Origin of the sequence: Streptomyces sp. RK62 (assembly GCF_018070255.1) — a bacterium.
GTDB classification, from domain to species: Bacteria; Actinomycetota; Actinomycetes; order Streptomycetales; family Streptomycetaceae; genus Streptomyces; species Streptomyces nigra.
Genome location: NZ_JAGPYD010000010.1, coordinates 156441 through 179377 on the forward strand (window position 1 = coordinate 156441; position 22937 = coordinate 179377).

A 22937-nucleotide genomic window follows, 5' to 3' on the forward strand; every position below is an offset into this window, starting at 1 on the left:
TTGCATAATTGCGATCGTTCGGTGGACGACCTGGGGTGAAGTCCGCGAGGACGCCATGTGCTCAATACACTCGCCGATCGCGCCCATCACGGCGCCAACGCACATATCGGGGGACGAACGATGAGCAACTGGAACCCGGGCGGACAGCCGCCCCAGGGGCCCCAGCCCTACACACCGCAGCCGCAGCCGCCGTATCCGCCGCAGCCCCATGTGCCGCCGCAGCCCCAGCCGCCCCACCCGGGGCCGGTGCCGCCGGTGCCGCCGCCGGGTGGGCCGATCAGCCGGCTGCGCCGCCATATCGGCCCCCTCCACACCGCGCGCAGGGTCTTCACCCCGTCACGGCCGGGCATCGTCTCGGATCCGCAGGTGGCCCGGATGCGGAAGATCAGGACCTGGGTCGGCGTGGCCGCCTTCGTGTGGATGTCCTACACCTACAAGCTCTCCACCAAGCTCAGCGAGACGGCGGACGAGCAGGTCGACAAGTCGTGGACCAGCGCCCTCGTCCTGGCGGCGACCCTCCCCGTCGTCGTCGGCGTCCTGTACTACCTGGCCGCTCCGGCGGCGCGACGGGACCTGCTGCGCCGGGCCGGGCGGTGCTTCGGCGCGATCGTGGCGATGATGGCGGCGGCGTCCGTGTTCCCGATCATCGTGCTCTCGGGATTCTTCGAGGGCGAGGAACCCCTCGTCGAGGGGCACTTCACCGCGACGAAGGGCCTCATGCTCGCGGTCCTCCTCCTCGTGACCTTCTGGGTGCTGCCGTTCGTCGTCCTCGGCGTGGGGCTCGCCGTCCAGCACGTGTTCCGCACCGCGGACATCCACGAGACGGTGCCGCCGCTGCTGATCATGGCGTTGGCGTGGGAGATGGCGCTGATCGACGTGTTCACCGGCGCCCACGAGGGCGTGCCGACGCTGATCCGGCTCGTGTTCATCCTGGGCTCCCCGCTCTCCGTCACGGCGGTGGGCCTGTGGGAGCTGCACCGGCTGCGCGCGCACTACGGCCTGGGGTTGCGCGGTCTGCTGATGCGCTAGGCGATCACGGACGGATCAGGCCGCGTCCCTCGCCCGGGGCGCGGCCTTCACCTTGCGCCCGCGGCGCCGTCCGCGCCCCACCTGTGTCCGCACCGCCCCCATGCTCGCCGCGATGACGAGGGCGATGGCGAGCGCCTGGACGGTGGACAGGGCCTGGTCGAGGATGAGGAACCCGGCGGTCGCGGCGATGGCCGGTTCCAGGCTCATCAGGATCGCGAAGGTCCCCGCGGGCAGGCGGCGCAGGGCGAGGAGTTCGAGCGTGTAGGGCAGGACCGAGGAGAGCAGCGCCACGGCCGCGCCCAGCCCGAGGGTCACCGGGTCGGCCAGCTTGGCGCCCGACTCGGCCAGGCCCAGCGGCAGGAACAGCACGGCACCCACCGCCATCGCCAGCGCCAGCCCGTCGGCCTGCGGGAAGCGCCGGCCCGTACGGGCGCTGAAGACTATGTAGGCCGCCCACATGGCGCCGGCACCCAGGGCGAAGACCACACCGAGCGGATCGAGGCTGCCGAACCCCCCGCCACCGAGCAGGAAGACCCCGGAGAGAGCCAGTCCGGCCCATACGAGGTTCAGGGCGCGGCGTGAGCTGAGGACGGACAGGGCGAGCGGGCCGAGCACCTCCAGGGTGACGGCCGGGCCCAGCGGGATACGGGCGACGGACTGGTAGAAGAGGCCGTTCATCGCGGCCATGGTGATGCCGAAGACGACGACCGTGCCCCAGTCGGTCCGGGAGTGGCCGCGCAGCCGTGGCCGGCAGACCACCAGCAGGACGACCGCCGCGACGAGCAGCCGCAGCGCCACCACGCCGAGCGCTCCGGCGCGCGGCATCAGGCTCACCGCGAGGGCGCCGCCGAACTGGACCGAGATACCGCCGGCGAGCACCAGGCCCACCGGGCCGAGGGAGCCGAAGCGGCCAGGGGGGCCGGCGGCGGGCTCGGCGTCGGCGGGGGCCGGGGTGCCGGTCCGCGCGGGCGCGGCGGCGGCTTCGGGGATGCTCACGGGCGTTCCAGGGCTAGGCTGCGGGTTCGTTCAGCGTGCTGTACTGCCGGGTCCAGAGTAATGGACTCGGTCAGGCGTGTGAACCCGTAATGCCACTGTCCCAGAGTTCGGACCCCAAGGCCCGCCCGAAAGCCGCCCCCACGCCTGCGGCGGCGATGCCCCCTGCCGGAAGCCGCCGCGCGCCTACCGCCGCGCCATATACAGATGCAGCGCCCGATGCAGCAGCCGGTTGACCGGCAGGTCCCACTCGCCCAGGTACTCGACGGCCTCGCCCCCCGCGCCCACCTTGAACCGCAGCAGACCCAGCAGATGGTCGGACTCCTCCAGGGTGTCCGTGATGCCGCGGAAGTCGTAGACGGCGGCGCCCGCCTCGTGCGCGTCGGCGATCATCCGCCACTGCATGGCGGTGCTCGCCTGGACCTCGCGCCGGCGGCTGGTGGAGGCGCCGTAGGAGTACCAGACGTGCTCGCCGACGGTGAGCATCGTGGCGGCGGCGAGGACCTCACCGTCGTGATGGGCGAGGTAGAGCCGCATCCGGTCGGGGTGCTCGGCGGTGAGCGCGGTCCACATGCGCTGGAAGTAGGGCAGGGGGCGCGGCACGAACCGGTCGCGCTCGGCGGTCTCCCGGTACAGCTCGTGGAAGACGGGCAGGTCCTCGGTGCCGCCCCGCACGATCTTGACGCCCGCCTTCTCGGCCTTCTTGATGTTGCGCCGCCACTGCTGGTTGAGCCCCCGGCGGACGTCGTCCAGCGACCGCCCGGCCAGCGGCACCTGGCAGACGTACCGGGGCTGCCCGGCCGCGAAGCCCTCCTCGCCGCCCGGCTCGGACCGCCGCCATCCGGCGTCCCGCAGCCGCTCCTCGATCTCGGCGGCGCGCGGGTCGTGGAACGTGGGCTCCACGTCCCGCAGCCGGTGCGCCGCCGGGTCGGCGATGGCCGCCTTCACCGCGTCGGGACTCCACCGCCGGGCGACGACGGGCGGCCCCATCCGGACCGAGAAGGCGCCCTTGCGCCTCAGGTGCGCGACCAGCGGCGCCAGCCACCGCTCGGCCAGGTCGGGCGCGTGCCAGTCGATGAGCGGGCCCTCCGGGAGATACGCCAGGTACTTCTTCAGGCGGGGCAGCGGGCGGTAGAGCACGAGGCCCGCGCCCAGCAGCCGTCCCTCCTCGTCGAACCAGCCCAGGCTCTCCGCCGTCCAGTCCGGCTTCACCTCGCCCCAGGAGGGGACCTGGGTGTGGCTGGCGGACCGGCGGGCCGCGACGAACGCCAGGTGCTCGTGGCGGGTGAGGGGCCGGAGGAGGAGGGGCATGGGGGCTCCTGTCGAGGACCGGACGGGACGGCCGGGAGGGGTGCCTGCCGTACCGGAGGGGGCGGCGTTCCACCGTCCGTCAGCCTAGGGGCGCCCGGCGTCCCGCTCATCTCGTGCGCGTCCGTCCGCGCCCGGACGGCCCATCACCCCTGCTCCAGCGCCTCCGCGAGGACCTCCGCCAGATGCCGCCCCCGCACGCCCGCCAGCTGCTCCAGCTGGGTCCGGCAGGAGTACCCGTCGGCCAGGACGACGGCGTCCTCGCCCGCGTCCCGCACGGCGGGCAGCAGTTGCTCCTCCGCGCAGGCCACGGAAACGTCGTAGTGCCCCTTCTCGAAGCCGAAGTTCCCCGCGAGGCCGCAGCAGCCGCCGCTCAGTCCGCCCGTGAGGCCCGCCGCCTCCCGCAGCCGGCGGTCGGGCGCGTCCCCGAGGACGGCGTGCTGGTGGCAGTGGGTCTGCCCGACCGCCGGCCGCCCGATCCGGGGCGGCACCCAGCCGGGCGCGTACCGCTCCAGAGCCTCGGCGAAGGTCAGGACGCGCCCGGCGAGACGGTGGGCGCGAGGGTCGTCGTGCAGCAGCTCGGGCAGGTCGGTACGCAGGGACGCGGCGCAGCTGGGCTCCAGGACGACCACCGGGGTGTCCCGCTCCAGCAGGGGCTCCATCAGGTCGAGGGTGCGCCGCAGCACCGCGCGGGCCCGGTCGAGCTGGCCGGTGGAGACGTACGTCAGTCCGCAGCAGACCCGTTGGCGGCCGCGCAGCACGGACAGCGGGTCCATGGCCACCGCCACGCCCTCGCCCCGCCCGGACGGGGTCATCCGCACCGTCGGCGGCAACGCCACCCGCAGTCCGGCCGCCTCCAGCACCCGGACGGCCGCCTGCCCGACCGACGGCGACAGATGCTCGGTGAAGGTGTCGGGCCACAGCACGACCAGTTCTCCGCCCGCCGGGGCCGCAGGCTTCTCCCGGCCCTCCCACCAGCGGCTGAACGTGCGGGTCACGAGCCTCGGGAGCCGCCGCTCGGGCGCGATCCCGCCGAGCCGTTTCGCGAGCCACGCCAGCGGCCGGACGGAGGCGAGGGAGTTGACCAGGGCCGCCGTCCGCGTCCGGTCCACCAGGCGCAGCCAGCGCGGCAGCCGGCCCATGCTGTGGTGCGCGGCGGGGCGGCGCCGGCCGGCGTAGTGGTGGTGCAGGAACTCCGCCTTGTACGTGGCCATGTCCACCCCGACCGGGCAGTCGGAGCGACATCCCTTGCAGGCGAGGCACAGGTCCAGCGCGTCACGCACCTCGCCCGAACGCCACCCGTCGGTCACCAGTTCCCCGGCGAGCATCTCGTGCAGCAGCCGGGCCCGCCCGCGCGTGGAGTGCTCCTCGGCGCCGGTCGCCCGGAACGACGGGCACATCACGCCCGGCCCGCCCACCGACGTCGTACGGCACTTGGCGACGCCGACGCAGCGCCGGACGGCCGCCGCGAAGTCCCCGCCGTCCGCCGGGTAGCCGAAGGCGACGTCGACCGGCTCGCGGGGCAGGACCGCGAAGCGCAGGTTGGCGTCGAGGGGTGCGGGGCGCACCAGCATCCCGGGGTTGAGCAGGTCGTCGGGGTCCCATACGGCCTTGGCGCGCTCGAAGAGGCGGACCGTCTCCTCGCCGTACATCCGCGGGAGCAGTTCGGCGCGGGCCTGCCCGTCGCCGTGCTCCCCGGACAGCGAGCCCCCGTGTGCCACGACCAGGTCCGCCAGTTCCTCGGAGAAGCGCCGGAAGCGGCCGACGCCCCGCTCGGTGAGCAGGTCGAAGTCGATGCGGACGTGGATGCAGCCGTCCCCGAAGTGCCCGTACGGCGCCCCGCGCAGCCCGTGGCCGGCCAGCAGCGCCCGGAACTCCCGCAGATACGCCCCGAGCCGCGCCGGCGGCACCGCGCAGTCCTCCCAGCCGGGCCACGCCTCCGTGCCGTCCGGCATCCGGGTCGCCGTGCCGGAGGCGTCCTCCCGCAGCCGCCACAGGGCCCGCTGCCCGGCCGGGTCGGTGACGACGGCCGCGTCCACGACGTCGGCGGCGCGCACGATCGCCTCCGCACGCGCGCGTGCCTCGCCCTCGGACTCCCCGCCCGTCTCGACGAACAGCCAGGCGCCGCCGCGGGGCAGCGCGGCCGACGCGGGGACGAGGTCGGCGGCCATGCCCTCCACGGTGAGCGGGCCGAGCGGCAGCAGCCCGGCGGCCGCCTCGGCGGCGGCGCTCTCGTCGGCGTACGCCAGCACGGCGAGCGCCTGCGCGCGGGGCGCCGGCACCAGCCGTACGACCGCCTCGGTGAGGATGCCGAGGGTGCCCTCGCTGCCGCAGAACGAGCGGGCCACGTCGGCGCCGTGCTCGGGCAGCAGCGCGTCCAGCGCGTACCCGGAGATCCGGCGGGGCAGCTCCGGGAAGCCGGTGCGCAGCCGGGACAGGTCCCCCTCCACCAGGGCGCGCAGCCCGTCGGGCGCGCCCGCCCAGTCCCGCCCGAGCCGCAGCCGCTCGCCGCGCGCGGAGAGCACGTCCAGCTCCCGCACGCTGTCGGCGGTCGTCCCCCACGCCACGGAGTGGGCGCCGCAGGAGTTGTTCCCGATCATGCCGCCGAGGGTGCACCGGCTGTGCGTGGCCGGGTCCGGGCCGAAGCGCAGCCCGTGCGGGGCGGCGGCCTCCTGGAGCCGGTCGAGGACGAGGCCGGGCTGGACGACGGCGGTGCGCGTCTCCGGGTCCAGCGACACCAGCCGGTCCATGTGCCGGGTGAAGTCCAGGACGACCCCGGTGCCGGTGGCCTGTCCGGCGATGGACGTGCCGCCGCCCCGCGCCACCACCGGCACCCTGTGCTCCCGGCACACCGCCAGCGCGGCGGCGATGTCGTCGGCGTCCATGGGGGCCACCACCCCCAGCGGGACACGCCGGTAGTTGGACGCGTCCATGGTCGTCAGGGCACGGGACGTGACGTCGAACCCGACCTCGCCCCGGACCGCCGCGCGCAGTTCCGTCTCCAGTTCGCCCATACGTCCACTCAATCAGCCCCGCCGTCTCACCGGACGGACGAGGTTTCGCCGGGGTTTCCTCCACCGGCTACCCTCCGTGTCGTGGCTGAGATCCAGATTCCCGCTGACATCAAGCCCGCCGACGGACGTTTCGGCGCGGGCCCCTCCAAGGTGCGGACGGAAGCGCTGGACGCGCTGGCCGCGACCGGTACCTCCCTGCTGGGCACCTCCCACCGCCAGGCCCCCGTCAAGAACCTGGTCGGCCAGGTGCGCGAGGGCATCAAGAGCCTGTTCTCCCTGCCCGACGGCTACGAGGTGATCCTGGGCAACGGCGGCTCCACCGCCTTCTGGGACATCGCGACGCACGGCCTGATCGAGAACCGGTCGCAGCACCTGAACTTCGGCGAGTTCTCCTCGAAGTTCGCCAAGGCCGCCAAGCTGGCCCCGTGGCTCGCCGAGCCGGACGTCATCGTCTCCGAGCCGGGCACGCACCCCGAGGCCGTCGCACAGCAGGGCGTGGACGTCTACGCCTTCACGCACAACGAGACCTCCACCGGTGTCGCCATGCCGATCAAGCGCGTGGCCGGTGCCGACGAGGGCTCCCTGGTCCTGGTCGACGCCACCTCGGGCGCGGGCGGCCTCCCGGTCGACATCGCCGAGACGGACGTCTACTACTTCGCCCCGCAGAAGTCCTTCGCCTCCGACGGCGGCCTGTGGATCGGCGTGTTCTCCCCGGCCGCGATCGAGCGCGCCGAGCGGATCCACGCGTCCGGCCGCCACATCCCGGAGTTCTTCTCCCTGCCGACGGCGATCGACAACTCCCGTAAGAACCAGACGTACAACACCCCGGCGCTCGCCACGCTCTTCCTGCTGAACCAGCAGCTGGAGTGGATCAACGGCCAGGGCGGCCTGGACTGGGCGGTCCGCCGCACGGCGACCTCCGCCCGCACGCTGTACGGCTGGGCCGAGGACATCAAGTACGCGAACCCGTTCGTCACCGACCCGGCCAAGCGCTCGCAGGTCATCGGCACGATCGACTTCACGGACGAGGTGGACGCCGCCGCCGTCGCCAAGGTCCTGCGCGCCAACGGCATCGTCGACACCGAGCCGTACCGCAAGCTGGGCCGCAACCAGCTGCGCGTCGCGATGTTCCCGGCGATCGACCCGTCGGACATCGAGGCCCTGACGAAGTGCGTCGACTACGTGATCGAGAAGCTCTGACCTTCCCGCACACGTGACGAGGGGGCGCCCGGCGAGTGTCGCCGGGCGCCCCCTGTCGTCGTGTCGGTCGATCAGCGGGCGGAGCCCAGGATCGCGCTCAGGGTGGCGGTGTTCGTCGCCTTCCGCGCCGCGGGCTGCGGCGTGGGGTCGGGGAGCTTGTCGCACACCGCGTCGACCGTGCCCTTGCCGTGCGGGACCTTGCCGTTGGTGAGGTACGCCGCGAGGTGCTTGTCGAGGCAGGCGTTGCCGCTCAGCGTGATGCCGTGGTTGCCGCCGTCCTGCTCCACCACCAGGCTGGAGTTCTTCAGCAGCCGGTGCATGGTGACACCGCCCTGGTAGGGGGTGGCCGCGTCGTCCGTCGCCTGGAACAGCAGCACCGGCGGGAGCTTGCTGTTGGAGACGTTCACCGGCTTCAGCGTCTTGGTCGGCCAGAACGCGCACGGCGCGTTGTACCAGGCGTTGTTCCAGGCCATGAACGGCGCCTTCTCGTGCACCGCCCAGTTGTCCTTGCGCCACTGCTTCCAGTCGCGCGGCCAGGAGGCGTCACGGCACTGCACGGCGGCGTAGACGCTGTAGCCGTTGTCACCGGAGGCGTCGATCGCCGCGATGTTGTCGTACGCCGTCACCAGCGCCGCCGTGTCGTGGTCGTTGACGTACGCCGAGAACGTCTTGGCGAGCGTCGGCCAGTACCCGTTGTAGTAGCCGCCCGGTATGAAGATGTCCTCCAGCTCGGAGGCGCCCACCTTGCCGCCGGCCGGCTTCTTGGCCAGGGCCGCCCGCATGGCGTACCACTTGGCCTCGATCTTCTTCGGGTTCGTGCCGAGCTTGTACGTGGAGTCGTACTTGGCGATCCACGCCATCAGGGCCTTGTGGCGCTTGTCGAAGGCGTAGTCCTGCTGGATGTTGTCCTCGTACCAGACACCGGTCGGGTCGACGATCGAGTCCAGCACCAGGCGCCGCACCCGCTCGGGGTACAGCTTGGCGTAGACGGCGCCGAGGTAGGTGCCGTACGAGTAGCCGAAGTAGTTGATCTTCGACGCGCCGAGGGCCCGGCGGATCGAGTCCATGTCCTTCACGGCGCTGACCGTGTCGATGTACGGCAGGACGTCCGCGTACTTGGTGGCGCAGGCCTTGGCGAACGCCTTGGCCCGGTCGACGTTGGCCTTCTCCAGCGCCCGGGTGCTCGGCACGGAGTTGGGGCGCACCGGGTCGAAGTGGCCCGGCTTGCAGTCGAGGGCGGGCTCGCTCTCGCCCACGCCGCGCGGATCGAAGCCGATGACGTCGTACTGGGCGGCGACCTCCTTCGGCAGGGAGGACGCGACGAACTCGGCCAGCGACAGGCCGCTGCCACCGGGACCGCCGGGGTTGACCAGCAGCGGGCCCTGGGACTTGGACGCGGTGTGCGGCACACGGGAGACGGCCAGCGTGATCTGGCGCCCGCGCGGCTTCGCGTAGTCGAGCGGCACCTTGACCGTCCCGCACTGGAGCGTGGGGGTGTCGTCCGTCCCGCACTTCTTCCAGCTGACCTTGGCGACGGCGGTCGACAGGGCCGTGCTCGCGGAGTGTGGCGAGCTGGCGTTGGCGGGAACGGCGGTGAGTGTCCCGGCCAGGACGACCGTGGCGCCGCACAGTACGGCTGCGCTTCTTCTCATGGAGTTCTCTCGCAACGGTGTCGGGGTCAGGCCCACGAGTGACGCGGGCCGTGCCGCATCGTCGCCGAAGTGCGCACCGCTCATATGCGAATTCGAGCAAGACTTGACCAAATCGAGGCACAGCCCGCTCTCAGAAACCCCACGGAAAACGGGAGTTACGGCAATTCCGGACACCCGGCCGACCCGGCTCCCCCTCGTCGGGCGAAGGGCGGAGCCGGGCCGGAAACCCGCCGCTACCGGCTCAGCTTCTGGAACCGCCGCACCGCCAGCGGCAGGAAGACCGCCGTCAGGATCACCGGCCACACCCCGGCCATCAGCAACGCGTGCTGCTCCACCCAGGAGTCGCCGCCGCCCACCGGCGTGCCGAACAGTTCGCGGGTCGCCGCGGCCGTGGAGGAGATCGGGTTCCAGGCGGCCACCCAGCCCAGCCAGTCGGGCATGAGCTGCGGGGCGACGAAGATGCTGGAGATCATCGTCAGCGGGAAGGCCACCGCGAACAGGCCGCCCGCCGCCTCCGGGTTGGGGACCAGCAGGCCCAGCCAGACGCCGAGCCAGATGAGGGCGAACCGCAGCCACAGCAGCAGCCCGAACGCGGCGAGGAAGCCCCAGCCGCCGTCCGGACGCCAGCCCATGGCCAGCGCGGTGAGCATCAGGATGGCCAACTCGGCGCAGGCGATGATCAGATCGGTCACCCCGCGTCCGGCCACCACCGCCGAGGACGCCATCGGCATGGAGCGGAACCGGTCGATGACGCCCTTGGTGGAGTCGTACACCACGACGGTCGCGGTGTTGATGAAGCCGAAGGCCATGGTCATCACGAACATGCCCGGCATCAGGAAGTCCTTGTAGTCGCCGCCCCCGGGCACCGTCATCGCACTGCCGAAGACATAGCCGTACAGGAGGACGGAGAGGATCGGGAAGCCCAGCTGCCAGGCGATGTTGACGGGCTGGCGCTGGTAGTGGGTCAGGCCCCGGCGGACGATGTTCCAGCAGTCCGCGAGCGCCCAGTACACCCGGCCGCGGCCGGCCGGTCCGGTCAGGTCGAGCGCGCTCATGCCGCCGCCTCCTTCTCCGTGCGGTGTCCGGTCAGGCTCAGGAACACGTCGTCGAGGCTGGGCCGGCGCAGACCGATGTCCTCGACCCGTACGCCCTCGTCCTGCAGGGTGCGGGCGACGTCCGTGAGCGCGGCCACCCGGTCGGTCACGGCGGCGTGCACCCGCAATTCGGTCTCGTCCGCCTCGGGTTCGCCGTCGGCGACCCGGGCGACCACCTTCACGACCCGGGGGATCTCGGACCGTTCACCGACGACGACCTCGATCCGGTCGCCGCCGACCCGGTTCTTCAGGGCGTCCGGGGTGTCGTCCGCGATGGCCCGGCCCTGGTCGATGACGGTGATCCGGGAGGCCAGCCGGTCGGCCTCCTCCAGATACTGCGTGGTCAGCAGCACGGTCGTGCCGTCCGCCACCAACGCCCGTACCGAGTCCCACACTTCACCGCGGCTGCGCGGGTCCAGCCCCGTCGTCGGCTCGTCCAGGAACAGCACGGCCGGGGCGAGGATCATCGACGCGGCCAGGTCGAGGCGGCGCCGCATGCCACCGCTGTAGTCGCCGACGCCCTTGTCGGCGGCGTCGGTGAGGTCGAACTGCTCCAGCAACTCGGCGGCCCGCAGCCGGGCCCGCCGGCCGCCCAGATGGAACAGCCGGCCGAACATCTCCAGGTTCTGGCGCCCGGTGAGCACCTCGTCCACCGCCGCGTACTGCCCGGTCAGCCCGATCCGCGCCCGTACCTCGCGCGGCCGGCGGGCCACGTCGAGCCCGGCCACGGCCGCCCGTCCGCCGTCCGCCCTGATCAGCGTCGACAGGACGCGTACGGCGGTGGTCTTGCCCGCGCCGTTCGGGCCGAGCAGTCCATGCACCGTGCCCGCGCGGACGGCGAGATCGAAGCCGTCGAGGGCGCGCTTGTCGCCGTAGCGCTTCTCCAGGCCCTCCGCCCACACGGCGTGACCGTCGTCGTTCATAGGGTCCCCCTTCCATTAACTGGGTACACCGTACCCGATGATGCGTACGGCGTACCCAGTTTTCGGGCGCGGATCTAGACTGCCCGTATGAGCAGCGGTGGCGGCGGTACGGAGACCAGTGGCAGCGGCGACATCGCGCGCACCCTCGACCTGCTCTGGGGCACGGGGCAGCGGCCCAGCCGGGGGCCCAAGCCGGGCCTCACCCTCGACCGCATCGTGGAGACCGCCGTCGAGGTCGCCGACCGCGACGGGATCGGCGCGCTGTCGATGCGCCGGATCGCGGCGGAGCTCGGCACCGGCGCCATGTCCCTGTACCGCTACGTCCCCGGCAAGGCGGAGCTGCTCGACCTGATGCTGGACCGGGTGCAGCGCGTCTCGGCGGACGCGGCGGAGCTCGGCGACGGCGGCTGGCGCTCCGCCCTGGAGGCCCTCGGCCGGGCGACCCTCGCCCTGTACCGGCGGCACCCCTGGCTGCTGGAGGTCAACCAGTCCCGGCCCATCCTCGGCCCGAACGCCCTGGACGGCCTGGAGAAGATGCTCGGCCGGATCAAGCCGATGGGATTGACCGACCCGGAACTGCTGTCGGCGATCATCATGATCGAGGGATACGTCGTCGGAGCCGCCCGCACCCAGCTGTACCAGGAGGAGGCGGAGCGCAGCTCGGGGCTGACGGACGCGCAGTTCTGGGAGGCCCAGCGGCCGGCGCTGGAGAAGGCCATGCTCAGCGGGCGCTACCCCGTCCTGGCCGGGCTCTCCGAGGACACCTTCGGCCCCGACTTCGACCACTTCGAGTTCGGGCTGCAGCGCATCCTGGACGGCCTGGAGGTGTTCGTCGCCCGTCGGACGGCGGGCGAGGAGGGCTGAGCAGGCACAGGGCGCACGGCGGGCGACGAGGACCGAGCGGCGCTCACGCCCGCCGGAACAGCCTCCGCAGGGCGAAGAACACGACCAGGACGGCCAGCACGGCCACGGCACCGACCTTGAGGGTGCCGTCCGTCCCGTCGTCGCCGTCCGGGGAGGCCGAACTCCCGCCCGACGACGACGAGTCGGGGCCGGTGTCCCCGGGCGCGTCCTTCGCCACCACCGAGCTGTTCACGCCCTCGCTGCCCAGCATGATCTTGCTTCCGTCGGGCGAGTACGTCACGGACTCCCCCTGCCCGAGCGGCACGCTCACCCGCTCCAGCCGCTTGAGCTTCCCGCCGTTCCAGTCGTAGGCGAGGCCCCCGAAGTAGCCGCGGACCACCAGGGTCCGCCCGTCCGGGGAGAAGGCCGCGTCGGTGGCCCACAGGTCGACCGGCGTGGTCGGCTCGAAGACGTTCGTGCCGGACGGGGAGAGCTTCGCCGGGCCCTCGTACAGATGCCCGCCGTCCTCCTGCTTGTCGATGATGTAGACGCGCCCGGTCTTCGGGTGCACCACCATCGACTCGGCGTCCCGGGTGCCGTCGGAGTACTTCACGACGTACTGCGTCGCCCGGACCGACTGGTCCTTCAGGACCTTCGGCTCGGGCAGCTTGTAGATCCACACATAGGGCCACTCCACACCGTCGTTGTCACCGATGTCACCGACGTACAGCTGGTTGTCGGGGCCCATGGAGATCGCCTCCACGTCCCGTGGCGTCCCCACCCCGGTCAGGGTGATCCGCGCGACCGTCTTGCCGGTGGCGCTGTCGACGGCGTACAGGTAGGCGCCCGTGTCCTGGTCGTTGTGCGTCCAGTAGACGCCCTTGTGCTGGCGGGAGGCGGCCAGGCCGCTGGACTCGGTGATCCGCGGGTCCTTGATCGTGAAGTCCTCGTTCCCGTCGGCGGCGGACGCGGGCAGCGTGAGCGCACCGGTGAGCAGGACCCCGGCGAGTATGGCGAGCGGTCGGCGCATGCCCCAAGCCTGCCATCCGGCCCGGGCGTTCGGAGCCGGGGCCCTCGCCGGACATCGCGCCTCGCCGGGGGCGCACGCCGCGTGGCGGGCTTCACACCCCGACCGGCTCCTCGCACCAGCGGGAGATCGTCCATCATGAGCGGATGCTCAGGTTCATGCCCGTCGGCGACTCCATGACCATCGGCAGCGCCGGCGAACACACATGGCGCTACCGCATGTGGCAGCACCTGCGGGACACCCACGGCGGCCCCTTCGCCCTCGTCGGCCCGCGCGAGACGCTGTACGACAAGGCCACCGAGTCCCCGAGCTCGTACGCGTACGCCGACCCCGAGTTCCCGCGCGCCCATCTGGCCGGCTGGGGCGAGGGCTGGCAGCACATGGTCCCGCTGATCGCCGACGCGGTCCGCGCGCACCGGGCCGACGTCCTGCTGGTCTCGCTGGGCCTGATCGACCTGGGCTTCTACACGAACGCCGAGCAGACCGCGGAGAACGTCCGCGCCTTCGTCGCCGAGGCACGCACGGCCAACCCGCGCGTGCGCCTCGTCGTGCTGCCGGTCATCCCGAACGTCCGGGCCGTGGCCGACCCGCCCTTCGCCGCGCAGGTCACCCGCTTCAACGAACTCCTGGCGAAGACGGTCGCCGACCTGGACCAGCCCCGCTCCCCGCTGCTGCTCGCGTCCCCGCCGCCGTCGTACGACATCGACCTGGACACGTACGACGGCACCCACCCGAACGCGAGCGGCGAGCACAAGATCGCCGGAGCCTTCGCGGACGCGATGCACCAGGCCTGGGACCTGGGCGCGCCGTACACCGCTGTGTGAGCTTCGTCTCCGTACCGAGGTCACCGTGCGTATCGTTGTACAGCGCGGCCGCACCGACCGTGGGACGGCCGGGGAGGAGCGCCACGATGACCGTCCTCGAAGACAGGATCGCGATGGCCGACGCCGACGCCAACAACCTGAGCCTGGACGAGTGGTTCGAGCGGCTCGAGCGTATGCCCGTCCCCGAGGGTTACCGGGTCGAGATCGTCGGGGGCAACGTCTACATGACGCCACAGCGCACCAACCACTGGGAGATCATCTTCGAGATCGCCCAGACCCTCAGGAACAGGTTCGGCAAGGGGCGCAAGGTGCTCTCGGACGTACGCATCGACTTCCCGGGCCACGCGAACGGCTTCTGCCCGGACGTCGTCCTCTTCAAGGAGTCGGCCAAACCGGAGGCCAGGGGCCACTGGCGATACCAGGACGTCGAGTTCGTCGCCGAGGTCATCTCCCAGGGCACGGCCGCCAACGACTACGGCCCCAAGCGCCTCGCCTATGCCGAGGCCGAGGTCCCCGTCTACCTGATCGCCGATCCGTACCAGGGGCGCTGCCACGTCCACACCGACCCCAAGGACGGCGACTACACGACCTGCACCCGGGTCGACTTCGGCACCGACGTCGACCTGACCGGCACGGTCGTCGACCTCGTCCTGAAGACGGACGACTTCCCCCGCGACTGACGGGGTCGCGCGCCCTTGCCTGGAGCGCACTCGAAGTGGTTAGCGTGCACTCCATGGAGTACACGCAGCTCGGACGCACGGGACTCAAGGTCAGCCGACTCGTCCTCGGCACGATGAACTTCGGACCGCAGACCGACGAGGCCGACAGCCACGCGATCATGGACGCGGCGCTGGACGCCGGCATCAATTTCTTCGACACTGCCAATGTCTACGGGTGGGGCGAGAACAAGGGCCGCACCGAGGAGATCATCGGCAGCTGGTTCGCCAAGAGCGGCGACCGGCGCGACAAGGTCGTCCTCGCCACCAAGGTGTACGGCAACATGGGCGCCGACGGTGCGGCGTGGCCCAACCACGACAAGCTCTCCGCGCTGAACATCCGGCGCGCTGTCGACGCCAGCCTCAAGCGGCTGCGGACCGACCACATCGACGTCTACCAGTTCCACCACATCGACCGGAACACCCCGTTCGACGAGATCTGGCAGGCCATCGACGTGCTCGTGCAGCAGGGCAAGGTCCTGTACGCCGGGTCCTCCAACTTCCCCGGCTACAAGATCGCCCAGGCCAACGAGATCGCCGCCCGGCGGGGCGGCACCATCGGGCTGGTCAGCGAGCAGTGCCTCTACAACCTGTTCGAGCGCCGCGCCGAGATGGAGGTCATCCCCGCCGCGCAGGAGTACGGCCTCGGGGTCATCCCCTGGTCGCCGCTGCACGGCGGCCTGCTGGGCGGGGTGCTCAAGAAGGAGGCCGAGGGCCGGCGCCGTACCTCCGGGCGGGCCGCGGAGACCCTCGCCGACCCGGAGGCGCGCGCCCGCATCCAGGCCTACGAGGACCTGCTCGACAAGCACGGTCTGGAGCCCGGCGAGGCCGCCCTGGCGTGGCTGCTGACCCGGCCCGGAGTCACGGGCCCGATCGTCGGCCCGCGCACGGCCGGTCAGCTGGAGTCGGCGCTGCGGGCCGTGGAGCTGGAGCTGAGCGAGGAGCTGCTGGCCGGGCTGGACGAGGTGTTCCCGGGCCCGGGGCCGTCGCCGGAGGCGTTCGCCTGGTAGAGGCCTGACAGGCGGCGCGAGGTCACCGTCCGAGCGCCGCCGCCACGGCCACGAGGACGAACATCAGCACGAGCGCACCGGCCATGATCCGGTTACGGGTTTTCGGGTCCACGCCATCGAGGTTAACCGGCGGCCCCGAACGGCCGCCGGGCGACCACCTCGTAGCGGGGCTGCTCGCCCGGTACGCCGGAGGTGGGCAGATGGCTGCGGACGACCGCCAGCTCGGTCACGGTCCAGGTGCGGCTGGTGAAGTCCGCGAGGGCCGTGACATACGGCCGGGTGTCCACGGCGGTCCGGCTGCGGGCCAGCGTCAGATGGGCCTTGTACCGGCGGTGCTCCCCCATCGGCACGCCCGCCTTCGTGGCCGCCGCCTCGCAGCGCCCCGCGAGCACGCGCAGGGCGGGCACGTCACCGTCGGCGCCCGTCCACAGGGCCCGCCCGTGCCCGAACTGGCCCCCTCGGTGCAGCGCCAGCCGGAAGGGCGCCGTCCGCTGAGCGGCCCGCGCCAGCCGTACGGACAGGGCGGGCAGGAGCTCGTCGTCGACCTCGCCGAAGAAGGCGAGGGTGAAGTGCCAGCCGGGCCGCGCGGTCCAGCGCAGCAGGTCGGCGCCGGGCAGGCTCCGCAGGGCCGCGACCTCGGTGTGCAGTTCCCGCGCCACGTCGTCCGGAGGCAGCACGGCGGCGAAGAGTCTCATGATGCAAGTCTCGCCGCCGTGCCCGGGTCCGTCCTGGGCCGTGTCCGCGAAGTCCCGCCTGCCGCCCGGCGCCGGGCACGCCTCTCGCCGGACACGACCTAGGCGGCGGTCGCCAGCTGCTCGCGCTCGCGCGGTACGAACCGCACCTTCGGGTGCCCGTGGCACCAGCCGACCGAGAGGCGCAGCCCGCCCATACGGGCCAGGACCAGGCCGACGGCGACGGCCGCGGCGGCGGTCACGGCGCCGCCCGAGGCGAGGCCCGCCCGGACGCCGTACGCGTCCGTGACCCAGCCGGCGATCGGGGCGCCGAGGGGGGCGCCGCCCATGAAGACCATCATGTAGAGGGCCATCACCCGGCCGCGCATGCTCGGGTCGGTGCCCATCTGGATGCTGCTGTTGGCGGTGACGTTGACCGTCATGCCGAACATGCCGATGGGGACCATGAGCAGGGCGAACAGCCACAGGGAGGGCGCGACGGCCGCCACGATCTCCATGGCGCCGAAGGCGACGGCCCCGGCGATCAGCACCCGCATCCGGGCCGTGCCGCGCCGGGCGGCGAGCAGTGCTCCGGCGAGGGAGCCGACGGCCATCAGGGTGTTGAAGAGGCTGTAGGAGCCGGCGCCGGCGCGGAAGACGTCGTCGGCGAAGGCGGACAGGAAGACGGGGAAGTTGAAGCCGAAGGTGCTGACGAACCCGGCGAGGACGATGGTCCAGATCAGGTCCGGGCGCCCGGCGACATAGCGCAGTCCCTCGCGCAGCTGTCCCTTGCCGCGTGGCGCCCGCTCGACGACGTGCAGCTCGCGGGCCCGCATCAGCATGAGGCCTGCGATGGGTGCCACGAAGGACAGGCCGTTGGCGAGGAAGGCCCAGCCGGTGCCGACGCCGGTGATCATCAGGCCGGCCACGGCGGGTCCGACGAGCCGGGCGGACTGGAAGTTCGCGGAGTTGAGGCTGACGGCGTTCTGGAGCTGGCCGGGGCCGACCATCTCGGAGACGAACGACTGCCGGGCCGGGTTGTCGAGGACGGTCGCGAAGCCGACGGCGAGGGCGGCCAGGTAGACGTGCCAGACCTGGACGTGTCCGGTGAGGGTGAGGGCGGCCAGCGCGACGCCGGTGAGGCCCATCGCGGACTGTGTGGCGATGAGGGTGGGGCGCTTGGGCAGCCGGTCGACGAGGACGCCGCCGTACAGGCCGAAGAGCAGCATGGGCAGGAACTGCAGCGCGGTGGTGATGCCGACGGCGGTGGCGGAGCCGGTGAGGCTGAGCACCAGCCAGTCCTGGGCGATGCGCTGCATCCACGTGCCGGTGTTGGAGACGACCTGGCCGAGGAAGAACAGCCGGTAGTTCCGGATCCGCAGCGAGCTGAACATCGAGTTGCGGCGCTCGGGGGCGGGCGGGGAGTAGTGGGTGGTCGGTGCGGGGGCGGAGTCTGCTCCGGGTCCCGAACTCAAAAGTGGTCGCCTCCTTGGTGACTGCCTACAGGTGTGCGAGCTTCTCCAGGACGGGGGCGGCGGCGCGCAGGGTCGCCCACTCGTCCTCGTCGAGCCCCTCGACGAGGGTGGCCAGGAAGGCGTTCCGCTTGGTGCGGCTCTCGGCGAGCATGGTCTCGGCCTGCTCGGTCTTCGTGACGACCTTCTGGCGCCGGTCCTCCGGGTGGGGCTCCAGCCGGACGAGGCCCTTGGCTTCCAACAGGGCGACGATGCGCGTCATCGACGGCGGCTGGACGTGCTCCTTGCGGGCCAGCTCACCGGGGGTGGCGCTGCCGCAGAGGGAGAGGGTGCCGAGCACCGACATCTCGGTGGGGCTCAGCGACTCGTCGACCCGCTGGTGCTTGAGCCGGCGGGAGAGGCGCATGACCGCGGAGCGCAGGGAGTTCACGGCGGCAGCGTCGTCGCCATGGGTGAGGTCCGACATGTTCATTAGCGTAACTCATTACTCTGGCTAAATACCACTGGGGACGCGTGGGCCTCCCGTGACTCCCGCCACGTCACGCGTTCGTCACTCATATGGGTGATCCAGCGGCGGAACGTGACACACGGCACCGGAAGGTGCCGCGACCCTCGTGTGCATGGGGACCAGCGTGCTCAGCCTGCGGATGGACCACGAGCTGCTCGACCGGCTGCGCCGGCATGCCGCCAAAAGAGGAATGAGCGTCCAGGACTATGTGGTCCGGACGCTCATCCGTGATGACTTCGACGAACGGTTCCAGGCCGCCGTCGAGGAGACAGAGAAGTTCTACGGCGTCACGTGAGCCCCAGGGCCGGCATCAGGTAGTAGAAGCCGAACACCGCCGCCACCACGTACATCGCGGCCGGGACCTCCCGGCCGCGGCCGGCGGCCAGCCGCAGCACCGCGAAGGTGATGAAGCCCATACCGATGCCGTTGGTGATCGAGTAGGTGAACGGCATCATCACCATCGTCACGAAGGCCGGGATCGCGATCGTGTAGTCGGCCCAGTCGATCTCCTTGACGGAGTTCGCGAGGATCAGGAAGCCGACCGCGAGCAGGGCCGGGGTGGCCGCCTGGGACGGCACCATCGTGGCGACCGGCGTCAGGAACAGCGCCACCGCGAACAGACCGCCGGTGACGACGTTGGCGAGGCCCGTGCGGGCGCCCTCGCCGACGCCGGCCGTGGACTCCACGAAGGCCGTCGTGGCCGAGGAGGAGCTGGCGCCGCCGGCGGCGACGGCGAGACCGTCGACGAACAGCACCTTGTTGATACCCGGCATCTGGCCGCGGCCGTCGGTCAGCTTCGCCTCGTCGCTGACGCCCATGATCGTGCCCATGGCGTCGAAGAAGCAGGACAGCAGGACGGTGAAGACGAACAGGACGCCCGTCAGCACGCCGACCTTGCCGAAGCCGCCGAACAGGCTGACCTCGCCGATCAGCCCGAAGTCGGGGCTGGCGACCGGGTTGCCGGGCCACTTCGGGGTGGTCAGGCCCCAGGACGGGACCTTGGCGACGGCCTCGATGACGACGGCGACGACGGTCATGGCGACGATCGAGATGAGGATCGCGCCGGGGACCTTGCGGACGATCAGCGCGAGGGTGAGCAGCGAGCCGAGCACGAAGACCAGCACCGGCCAGCCGACGAGATGACCGCCGGTGCCCAGCTGGAGCGGCACCGTGGTCTGGGCGACGTCCGGGATACGGCTGACGAAGCCGGAGTCGACGAGGCCGATCAGCATGATGAACAGGCCGATACCGATGGCGATGGCCTTGCGCAGGCCGAACGGCACGGCGTTCATGACGCGCTCGCGCAGACCGGTGGCGACGAGCAGCATGACCACGAATCCGGCCAGGACCACCATGCCCATCGCGTCGGGCCAGGACATGCGCGGGGCGAGCTGGAGGGCGACGACGGAGTTCACGCCGAGGCCGGCGGCGAGCGCGATCGGCACATTGCCGATGACGCCCATCAGCAGGGTGCTGAAGGCGGCCGTGACGGCGGTGGCGGTGACCAGCTGGGCGTTGTCCAGCTGATGTCCGTACATGTCCTTCGCGCTGCCCAGGATGATCGGGTTCAGCACGATGATGTACGCCATCGCGAAGAAGGTGGCGAGACCGCCGCGGATCTCGCGCGGCACGGTGCTGCCGCGTTCGGAGATCTTGAAGAAGCGGTCGAGTGCGCCGTAGGTGGGCCCGGCTCCCGGCTGTTCAGGGGTGGGGGCCTTGGCAGGAGCCGAGGTGGACATGCTTTTGGTGTTTCCTACGAAGAGAAGTGGTCAGACTCAAACCGTTTCAGTATGAACATATAAAGCCCTGAAGGGCCATCTCCGCGCGTAGACCTGATCGCCTCGTAAGCTGTGTCGCATGGCGAAGTGGACCCCCAAGCACGAGGCGCCGGAGCCCCTGGAGGGCCCCGTGGTCGCGACCATCACCGGCGGCACGATCATCTGGTTCGTCCTCTTCGTCGTGCAGCTGCCGTTCTACGGCTGGTTCGACGACCACGGGCACACCTGGTGGGTGTGGACCTGCCTGGCCGGCGGCGGCCTCGGTCTCATCGGCATCTGGTACGTCCGCCGGCGCGAGGCGGCCGTCAAGCGGGCGGCGGCGGAGCGGGAGAGCGCCGGCGAGCGCGCCGAGCGGCCGACGGCGCCCTCCGCCGAATAGCGGCCGTACGACCCCGGTACGAGACGGCTCCTCCCCCGGTCGGAACTTACGCGCACTCGGCGGGTGAACTCCCCGCTCCGCACGTACCGTCGAATGCATGACGCATGCCGACGCGGGCACCGATGTGGACCACCCCGTGCACGCCGCCTCCGTCACCGTCGCGGCGGGCGGGCTCACCGCGGCCGAGGTCGCCGAACGGGTCGCCCGGGGAGCCGTCAACGACGTACCGGTGCGCAGCAGCCGGTCCATGGCGGAGATCGTCCGCGCCAACGTCTTCACCCGGTTCAACGCGATCATCGGTGTGCTCTGGCTGATCATGCTGTTCGTCGCACCGATCCAGGACAGCCTGTTCGGCTTCGTCATCCTCGCCAACACCGGCATCGGCATCGTCCAGGAGTGGCGGGCCAAGAAGACCCTGGACTCGCTCGCGGTGATCGGGGAGGCGCGGCCCACGGTCCGCCGGGACGGGGTGGCCGCCGAGATCGGCACCTCCGAGATCGTCCTCGACGACCTCGTGGAGATCGGGCCCGGGGACAAGGCCGTCGTGGACGGGGTGTGCGTCGAGGCCGACGGGCTGGAGATCGACGAGTCGCTGCTCACCGGCGAGGCCGACCCGGTGGTCAAACGGCCCGGCGACCCGGTCCTGTCCGGCAGCTTCGTCGTCGCCGGGGGCGGCGCCTTCCAGGCCACCAAGGTCGGGCGCGAGGCGTACGCGGCGCAGCTCGCCGAGGAGGCGTCCCGGTTCACGCTCGTCCACTCCGAGCTGCGGTCGGGCATCTCGACCATCCTGAAGTACGTGACCTGGATGATGGTCCCGGCCGCGATCGGCCTGATCATCACGCAGCTGTTCGTCAAGGAGAACGACCTCGACGACTCGATCGCCCGGACCGTCGGCGGCATCGTGCCGATGGTCCCGGAGGGGCTGGTGCTGCTGACCTCGGTCGCCTTCGCCATCGGTGTCATCCGGCTCGGCCGCCAGCAGTGCCTGGTGCAGGAGCTGCCCGCCATCGAGGGCCTGGCCCGCGTCGACACCGTCTGCCTCGACAAGACCGGCACCCTCACCGAGGGCGGCATGGACGTCACCGCGCTGCGCGCCCTGGACGGCTTCGACGAGTCCTACGTCCGTACGGTCCTCGGCGCCCTCGGCGCGTCCGACCCGCGCCCCAACGCCTCCCTCAAGGCCGTCATCGCCGCCTACCCCGCCCCCGAGGACTGGCGCCGCACCGCCGCGCTGCCGTTCTCCTCCGCCCGCAAGTACAGCGGCGCCACCTTCAGCGAGAGCGACGGCCAGTCCGGCACCTGGCTGCTGGGCGCGCCCGACGTCCTGCTCTCCGACGACCATCCGGCGCTGGCCGAGACCGACCGGCTGAACGAGCAGGGTCTGCGGGTGCTGCTGCTCGCCCGGGCCGCCCGCGAGCTCGACGACCCCGAGGTCGCCCTGGACGCGAAGCCGGCCGCCCTCGTCGTCCTGGAGCAGCGGCTGCGGCCCGACGCGGCCGACACCCTGCGCTACTTCGCCGAGCAGAACGTCCAGGCCAAGGTGATCTCCGGGGACAACGCGGTGTCGGTGGGCGCGGTCGCGACCAAGCTGGGGCTGACCGGGACGACCGTCGACGCGCGCAGGCTGCCCCGGGAGCGGGACGAGATGGCCGGCGCGATCGAGGACGCCACCGTGTTCGGGCGGGTCACCCCGCAGCAGAAGCGGGACATGGTGGGGGCGCTGCAGTCCCGCGGGCACACCGTCGCGATGACCGGCGACGGCGTGAACGACGTGCTCGCGCTGAAGGACGCCGACATCGGGGTCGCCATGGGCTCGGGGTCGGAGGCGACCCGGGCCGTCGCCCAGATCGTGCTGCTGAACAACAGCTTCGCGTCGCTGCCGTCGGTCGTGGCGGAGGGGCGGCGGGTGATCGGCAACATCACGCGTGTGGCGACCCTGTTCCTCGTGAAGACGGTCTACTCGGTGCTGCTGGCGCTGATGGTGGTGTTCTGGCAGGTGGAGTATCCGTTCCTGCCGCGCCATCTGACCCTGCTGTCGACGCTCACCATCGGGGTCCCCGCCTTCTTCCTGGCGCTCGCGCCGAACCGGGAGCGGGCGCAGCCCCACTTCGTGCGGCGGGTCATGCGGTACGCGATCCCGGGCGGCGTGGTGGCGGGGGTGGCGACGTTCGCGACGTATCTGGTCGCCCGCGCCCACTACTCGGGGGACGACAGCCTGCCCGCGGAGACCAGCGCGGCCACCCTGACGCTGTTCCTGATCTCGATGTGGGTGCTGGCCATCATCGCCCGGCCGTACACCTGGTGGCGGATCGCGCTGGTGGCCGCGATGGGCTTCGCGTTCCTGCTGGTGCTGGTGGTGCCGTGGCTGCAGGAGTTCTTCGCGCTGCGGCTGGTCGGGATGACGATGCCGTGGATCGCGGTCGGTATCGCGGCGGTGGCGGCGGTCGCCCTGGAGTTCCTGTGGAAGTGGGTCGACCGCCGGGTCCCGTGCTGAGC

The 22937-nt window shown here is 71.7% G+C and carries 20 protein-coding genes; 9 read left to right on the plus strand and 11 right to left on the minus strand.

Going from position 1 to position 22937, the window contains the following annotated elements; translation table 11 throughout:
- Nucleotides 1–120: 120 nt before the first annotated feature.
- Entirely contained in the window at nt 121–1029 is a 909-nt protein-coding gene (locus KBY32_RS20595) for a hypothetical protein (protein ID WP_247689750.1), read from the plus strand.
- Nucleotides 1030–1044: 15 nt separating this feature from the next.
- On the opposite strand, the gene KBY32_RS20600 is transcribed toward KBY32_RS20595, so the two are convergent.
- The 3 genes from KBY32_RS20600 to KBY32_RS20610 form a co-directional block, all read right to left on the minus strand.
- Nucleotides 1045–2025, minus strand: a complete 981-nt coding sequence (locus KBY32_RS20600; protein WP_210981118.1) for a DMT family transporter — start codon at nt 2023–2025, stop codon at nt 1045–1047.
- A gap of 183 nt (nt 2026–2208) precedes the next feature.
- On the minus strand, nt 2209–3333 hold the full coding sequence (locus KBY32_RS20605) for a peptidoglycan bridge formation glycyltransferase FemA/FemB family protein (protein WP_210981119.1): 1125 nt from the start codon (nt 3331–3333) through the stop codon (nt 2209–2211).
- A gap of 143 nt (nt 3334–3476) precedes the next feature.
- On the minus strand, nt 3477–6344 hold the full coding sequence (locus tag KBY32_RS20610; protein WP_210981120.1) for an FAD-binding and (Fe-S)-binding domain-containing protein: 2868 nt from the start codon (nt 6342–6344) through the stop codon (nt 3477–3479).
- An 81-nt stretch (nt 6345–6425) separates the two neighbouring features.
- Here KBY32_RS20610 and serC point away from each other — a divergent pair, with 81 nt between their 5' ends.
- The gene (gene serC / locus KBY32_RS20615) at nt 6426–7544 is read left to right on the plus strand and encodes a phosphoserine transaminase (RefSeq protein WP_055623649.1); all 1119 of its coding nucleotides are present in this window, start codon (nt 6426–6428) and stop codon (nt 7542–7544) included.
- Between the two features lie 71 nt (nt 7545–7615).
- Here the strand turns inward: serC and KBY32_RS20620 are convergent, their stop codons facing one another.
- The 3 genes from KBY32_RS20620 to KBY32_RS20630 all read right to left on the minus strand — a co-directional run bounded on the left by KBY32_RS20620 (nt 7616) and on the right by KBY32_RS20630 (nt 11213).
- On the minus strand, nt 7616–9196 hold the full coding sequence (locus KBY32_RS20620; RefSeq protein WP_210981121.1) for an alpha/beta hydrolase: 1581 nt from the start codon (nt 9194–9196) through the stop codon (nt 7616–7618).
- 233 nt (nt 9197–9429) lie between these two features.
- On the minus strand, nt 9430–10251 hold the full coding sequence (locus KBY32_RS20625; RefSeq protein WP_210981122.1) for an ABC transporter permease: 822 nt from the start codon (nt 10249–10251) through the stop codon (nt 9430–9432).
- Nucleotides 10248–11213, minus strand: a complete 966-nt coding sequence (locus KBY32_RS20630; RefSeq protein ID WP_210981123.1) for an ATP-binding cassette domain-containing protein — start codon at nt 11211–11213, stop codon at nt 10248–10250. The genes KBY32_RS20625 and KBY32_RS20630 overlap by 4 nt, the downstream gene beginning before the upstream one ends.
- 87 nt (nt 11214–11300) lie before the next feature.
- On the opposite strand from KBY32_RS20630, the gene KBY32_RS20635 reads away from it, so the two are divergent.
- On the plus strand, nt 11301–12077 hold the full coding sequence (locus tag KBY32_RS20635) for a TetR/AcrR family transcriptional regulator (protein ID WP_210981124.1): 777 nt from the start codon (nt 11301–11303) through the stop codon (nt 12075–12077).
- A gap of 43 nt (nt 12078–12120) precedes the next feature.
- Here the strand turns inward: KBY32_RS20635 and KBY32_RS20640 are convergent, their stop codons facing one another.
- The gene (locus tag KBY32_RS20640) at nt 12121–13086 is read right to left on the minus strand and encodes a WD40 repeat domain-containing protein (RefSeq protein WP_210981125.1); all 966 of its coding nucleotides are present in this window, start codon (nt 13084–13086) and stop codon (nt 12121–12123) included.
- Nucleotides 13087–13229: 143 nt separating this feature from the next.
- On the opposite strand from KBY32_RS20640, the gene KBY32_RS20645 reads away from it, so the two are divergent.
- The 3 genes from KBY32_RS20645 (at nt 13230) to KBY32_RS20655 (ending at nt 15633) form a co-directional block, all read left to right on the plus strand.
- Nucleotides 13230–13907: an SGNH/GDSL hydrolase family protein gene (locus KBY32_RS20645; protein WP_210981126.1), complete on the plus strand. Its 678-nt coding sequence runs from the start codon at nt 13230–13232 to the stop codon at nt 13905–13907.
- 86 nt (nt 13908–13993) lie between these two features.
- Complete coding sequence (locus KBY32_RS20650; RefSeq protein WP_210981127.1) at nt 13994–14587, plus strand: Uma2 family endonuclease; 594 nt, start codon at nt 13994–13996, stop codon at nt 14585–14587.
- Between the two features lie 53 nt (nt 14588–14640).
- Nucleotides 14641–15633 (plus strand): aldo/keto reductase, encoded by a 993-nt coding sequence (locus KBY32_RS20655; protein ID WP_210981128.1) that lies wholly within the window; start codon nt 14641–14643, stop codon nt 15631–15633.
- A gap of 122 nt (nt 15634–15755) precedes the next feature.
- On the opposite strand, the gene thpR is transcribed toward KBY32_RS20655, so the two are convergent.
- The 3 genes from thpR to KBY32_RS20675 all read right to left on the minus strand — a co-directional run bounded on the left by thpR (nt 15756) and on the right by KBY32_RS20675 (nt 18242).
- Entirely contained in the window at nt 15756–16328 is a 573-nt protein-coding gene (gene thpR / locus KBY32_RS20665; protein WP_210981129.1) for an RNA 2',3'-cyclic phosphodiesterase, read from the minus strand.
- A 98-nt stretch (nt 16329–16426) separates the two neighbouring features.
- Nucleotides 16427–17779, minus strand: a complete 1353-nt coding sequence (locus tag KBY32_RS20670) for an MFS transporter (RefSeq protein WP_210981130.1) — start codon at nt 17777–17779, stop codon at nt 16427–16429.
- Between the two features lie 25 nt (nt 17780–17804).
- Nucleotides 17805–18242: a MarR family winged helix-turn-helix transcriptional regulator gene (locus KBY32_RS20675; RefSeq protein ID WP_055623692.1), complete on the minus strand. Its 438-nt coding sequence runs from the start codon at nt 18240–18242 to the stop codon at nt 17805–17807.
- A gap of 154 nt (nt 18243–18396) precedes the next feature.
- Between KBY32_RS20675 and KBY32_RS20680 the strand changes: the two genes are divergently transcribed.
- Nucleotides 18397–18579, plus strand: a complete 183-nt coding sequence (locus KBY32_RS20680; RefSeq protein WP_055623693.1) for a hypothetical protein — start codon at nt 18397–18399, stop codon at nt 18577–18579.
- Here KBY32_RS20680 and KBY32_RS20685 read toward each other — a convergent pair.
- Nucleotides 18572–20023, minus strand: a complete 1452-nt coding sequence (locus KBY32_RS20685; protein WP_055623660.1) for an NCS2 family permease — start codon at nt 20021–20023, stop codon at nt 18572–18574. The two genes, KBY32_RS20680 and KBY32_RS20685, sit on opposite strands and share 8 nt — an antisense overlap.
- A 118-nt stretch (nt 20024–20141) precedes the next feature.
- Here KBY32_RS20685 and KBY32_RS20690 point away from each other — a divergent pair, with 118 nt between their 5' ends.
- Nucleotides 20142–20441: a DUF2530 domain-containing protein gene (locus KBY32_RS20690; protein WP_210981131.1), complete on the plus strand. Its 300-nt coding sequence runs from the start codon at nt 20142–20144 to the stop codon at nt 20439–20441.
- Nucleotides 20442–20538: 97 nt separating this feature from the next.
- Nucleotides 20539–22935 carry a cation-translocating P-type ATPase gene (locus KBY32_RS20695; protein WP_210981132.1) on the plus strand — a complete coding sequence of 799 codons (2397 nt, stop codon included), beginning with the start codon at nt 20539–20541 and terminating at the stop codon, nt 22933–22935.
- The last annotated feature ends 2 nt before the right edge of the window (nt 22936–22937 follow it).

What these genes read in the sequence shown, in the direction of transcription:
- KBY32_RS20595 (WP_247689750.1), top strand. Translation starts at nt 121, where the DNA reads ATGAGCAACTGGAACCCGGGCGGACAGCCGCCCCAGGGGCCCCAGCCC.
- KBY32_RS20605 (WP_210981119.1), bottom strand. Translation starts at nt 3,333, where the DNA reads ATGCCCCTCCTCCTCCGGCCCCTCACCCGCCACGAGCACCTGGCGTTC.
- KBY32_RS20610 (WP_210981120.1), bottom strand. Translation starts at nt 6,344, where the DNA reads ATGGGCGAACTGGAGACGGAACTGCGCGCGGCGGTCCGGGGCGAGGTC.
- KBY32_RS20620 (WP_210981121.1), bottom strand. Translation starts at nt 9,196, where the DNA reads ATGAGAAGAAGCGCAGCCGTACTGTGCGGCGCCACGGTCGTCCTGGCC.
- KBY32_RS20625 (WP_210981122.1), bottom strand. Translation starts at nt 10,251, where the DNA reads ATGAGCGCGCTCGACCTGACCGGACCGGCCGGCCGCGGCCGGGTGTAC.
- KBY32_RS20630 (WP_210981123.1), bottom strand. Translation starts at nt 11,213, where the DNA reads ATGAACGACGACGGTCACGCCGTGTGGGCGGAGGGCCTGGAGAAGCGC.
- KBY32_RS20635 (WP_210981124.1), top strand. Translation starts at nt 11,301, where the DNA reads ATGAGCAGCGGTGGCGGCGGTACGGAGACCAGTGGCAGCGGCGACATC.
- KBY32_RS20640 (WP_210981125.1), bottom strand. Translation starts at nt 13,086, where the DNA reads ATGCGCCGACCGCTCGCCATACTCGCCGGGGTCCTGCTCACCGGTGCG.
- KBY32_RS20645 (WP_210981126.1), top strand. Translation starts at nt 13,230, where the DNA reads ATGCTCAGGTTCATGCCCGTCGGCGACTCCATGACCATCGGCAGCGCC.
- KBY32_RS20650 (WP_210981127.1), top strand. Translation starts at nt 13,994, where the DNA reads ATGACCGTCCTCGAAGACAGGATCGCGATGGCCGACGCCGACGCCAAC.
- KBY32_RS20655 (WP_210981128.1), top strand. Translation starts at nt 14,641, where the DNA reads ATGGAGTACACGCAGCTCGGACGCACGGGACTCAAGGTCAGCCGACTC.
- thpR (WP_210981129.1), bottom strand. Translation starts at nt 16,328, where the DNA reads ATGAGACTCTTCGCCGCCGTGCTGCCTCCGGACGACGTGGCGCGGGAA.
- KBY32_RS20675 (WP_055623692.1), bottom strand. Translation starts at nt 18,242, where the DNA reads ATGTCGGACCTCACCCATGGCGACGACGCTGCCGCCGTGAACTCCCTG.
- KBY32_RS20680 (WP_055623693.1), top strand. Translation starts at nt 18,397, where the DNA reads ATGGGGACCAGCGTGCTCAGCCTGCGGATGGACCACGAGCTGCTCGAC.
- KBY32_RS20685 (WP_055623660.1), bottom strand. Translation starts at nt 20,023, where the DNA reads ATGTCCACCTCGGCTCCTGCCAAGGCCCCCACCCCTGAACAGCCGGGA.
- KBY32_RS20690 (WP_210981131.1), top strand. Translation starts at nt 20,142, where the DNA reads ATGGCGAAGTGGACCCCCAAGCACGAGGCGCCGGAGCCCCTGGAGGGC.
- KBY32_RS20695 (WP_210981132.1), top strand. Translation starts at nt 20,539, where the DNA reads ATGACGCATGCCGACGCGGGCACCGATGTGGACCACCCCGTGCACGCC.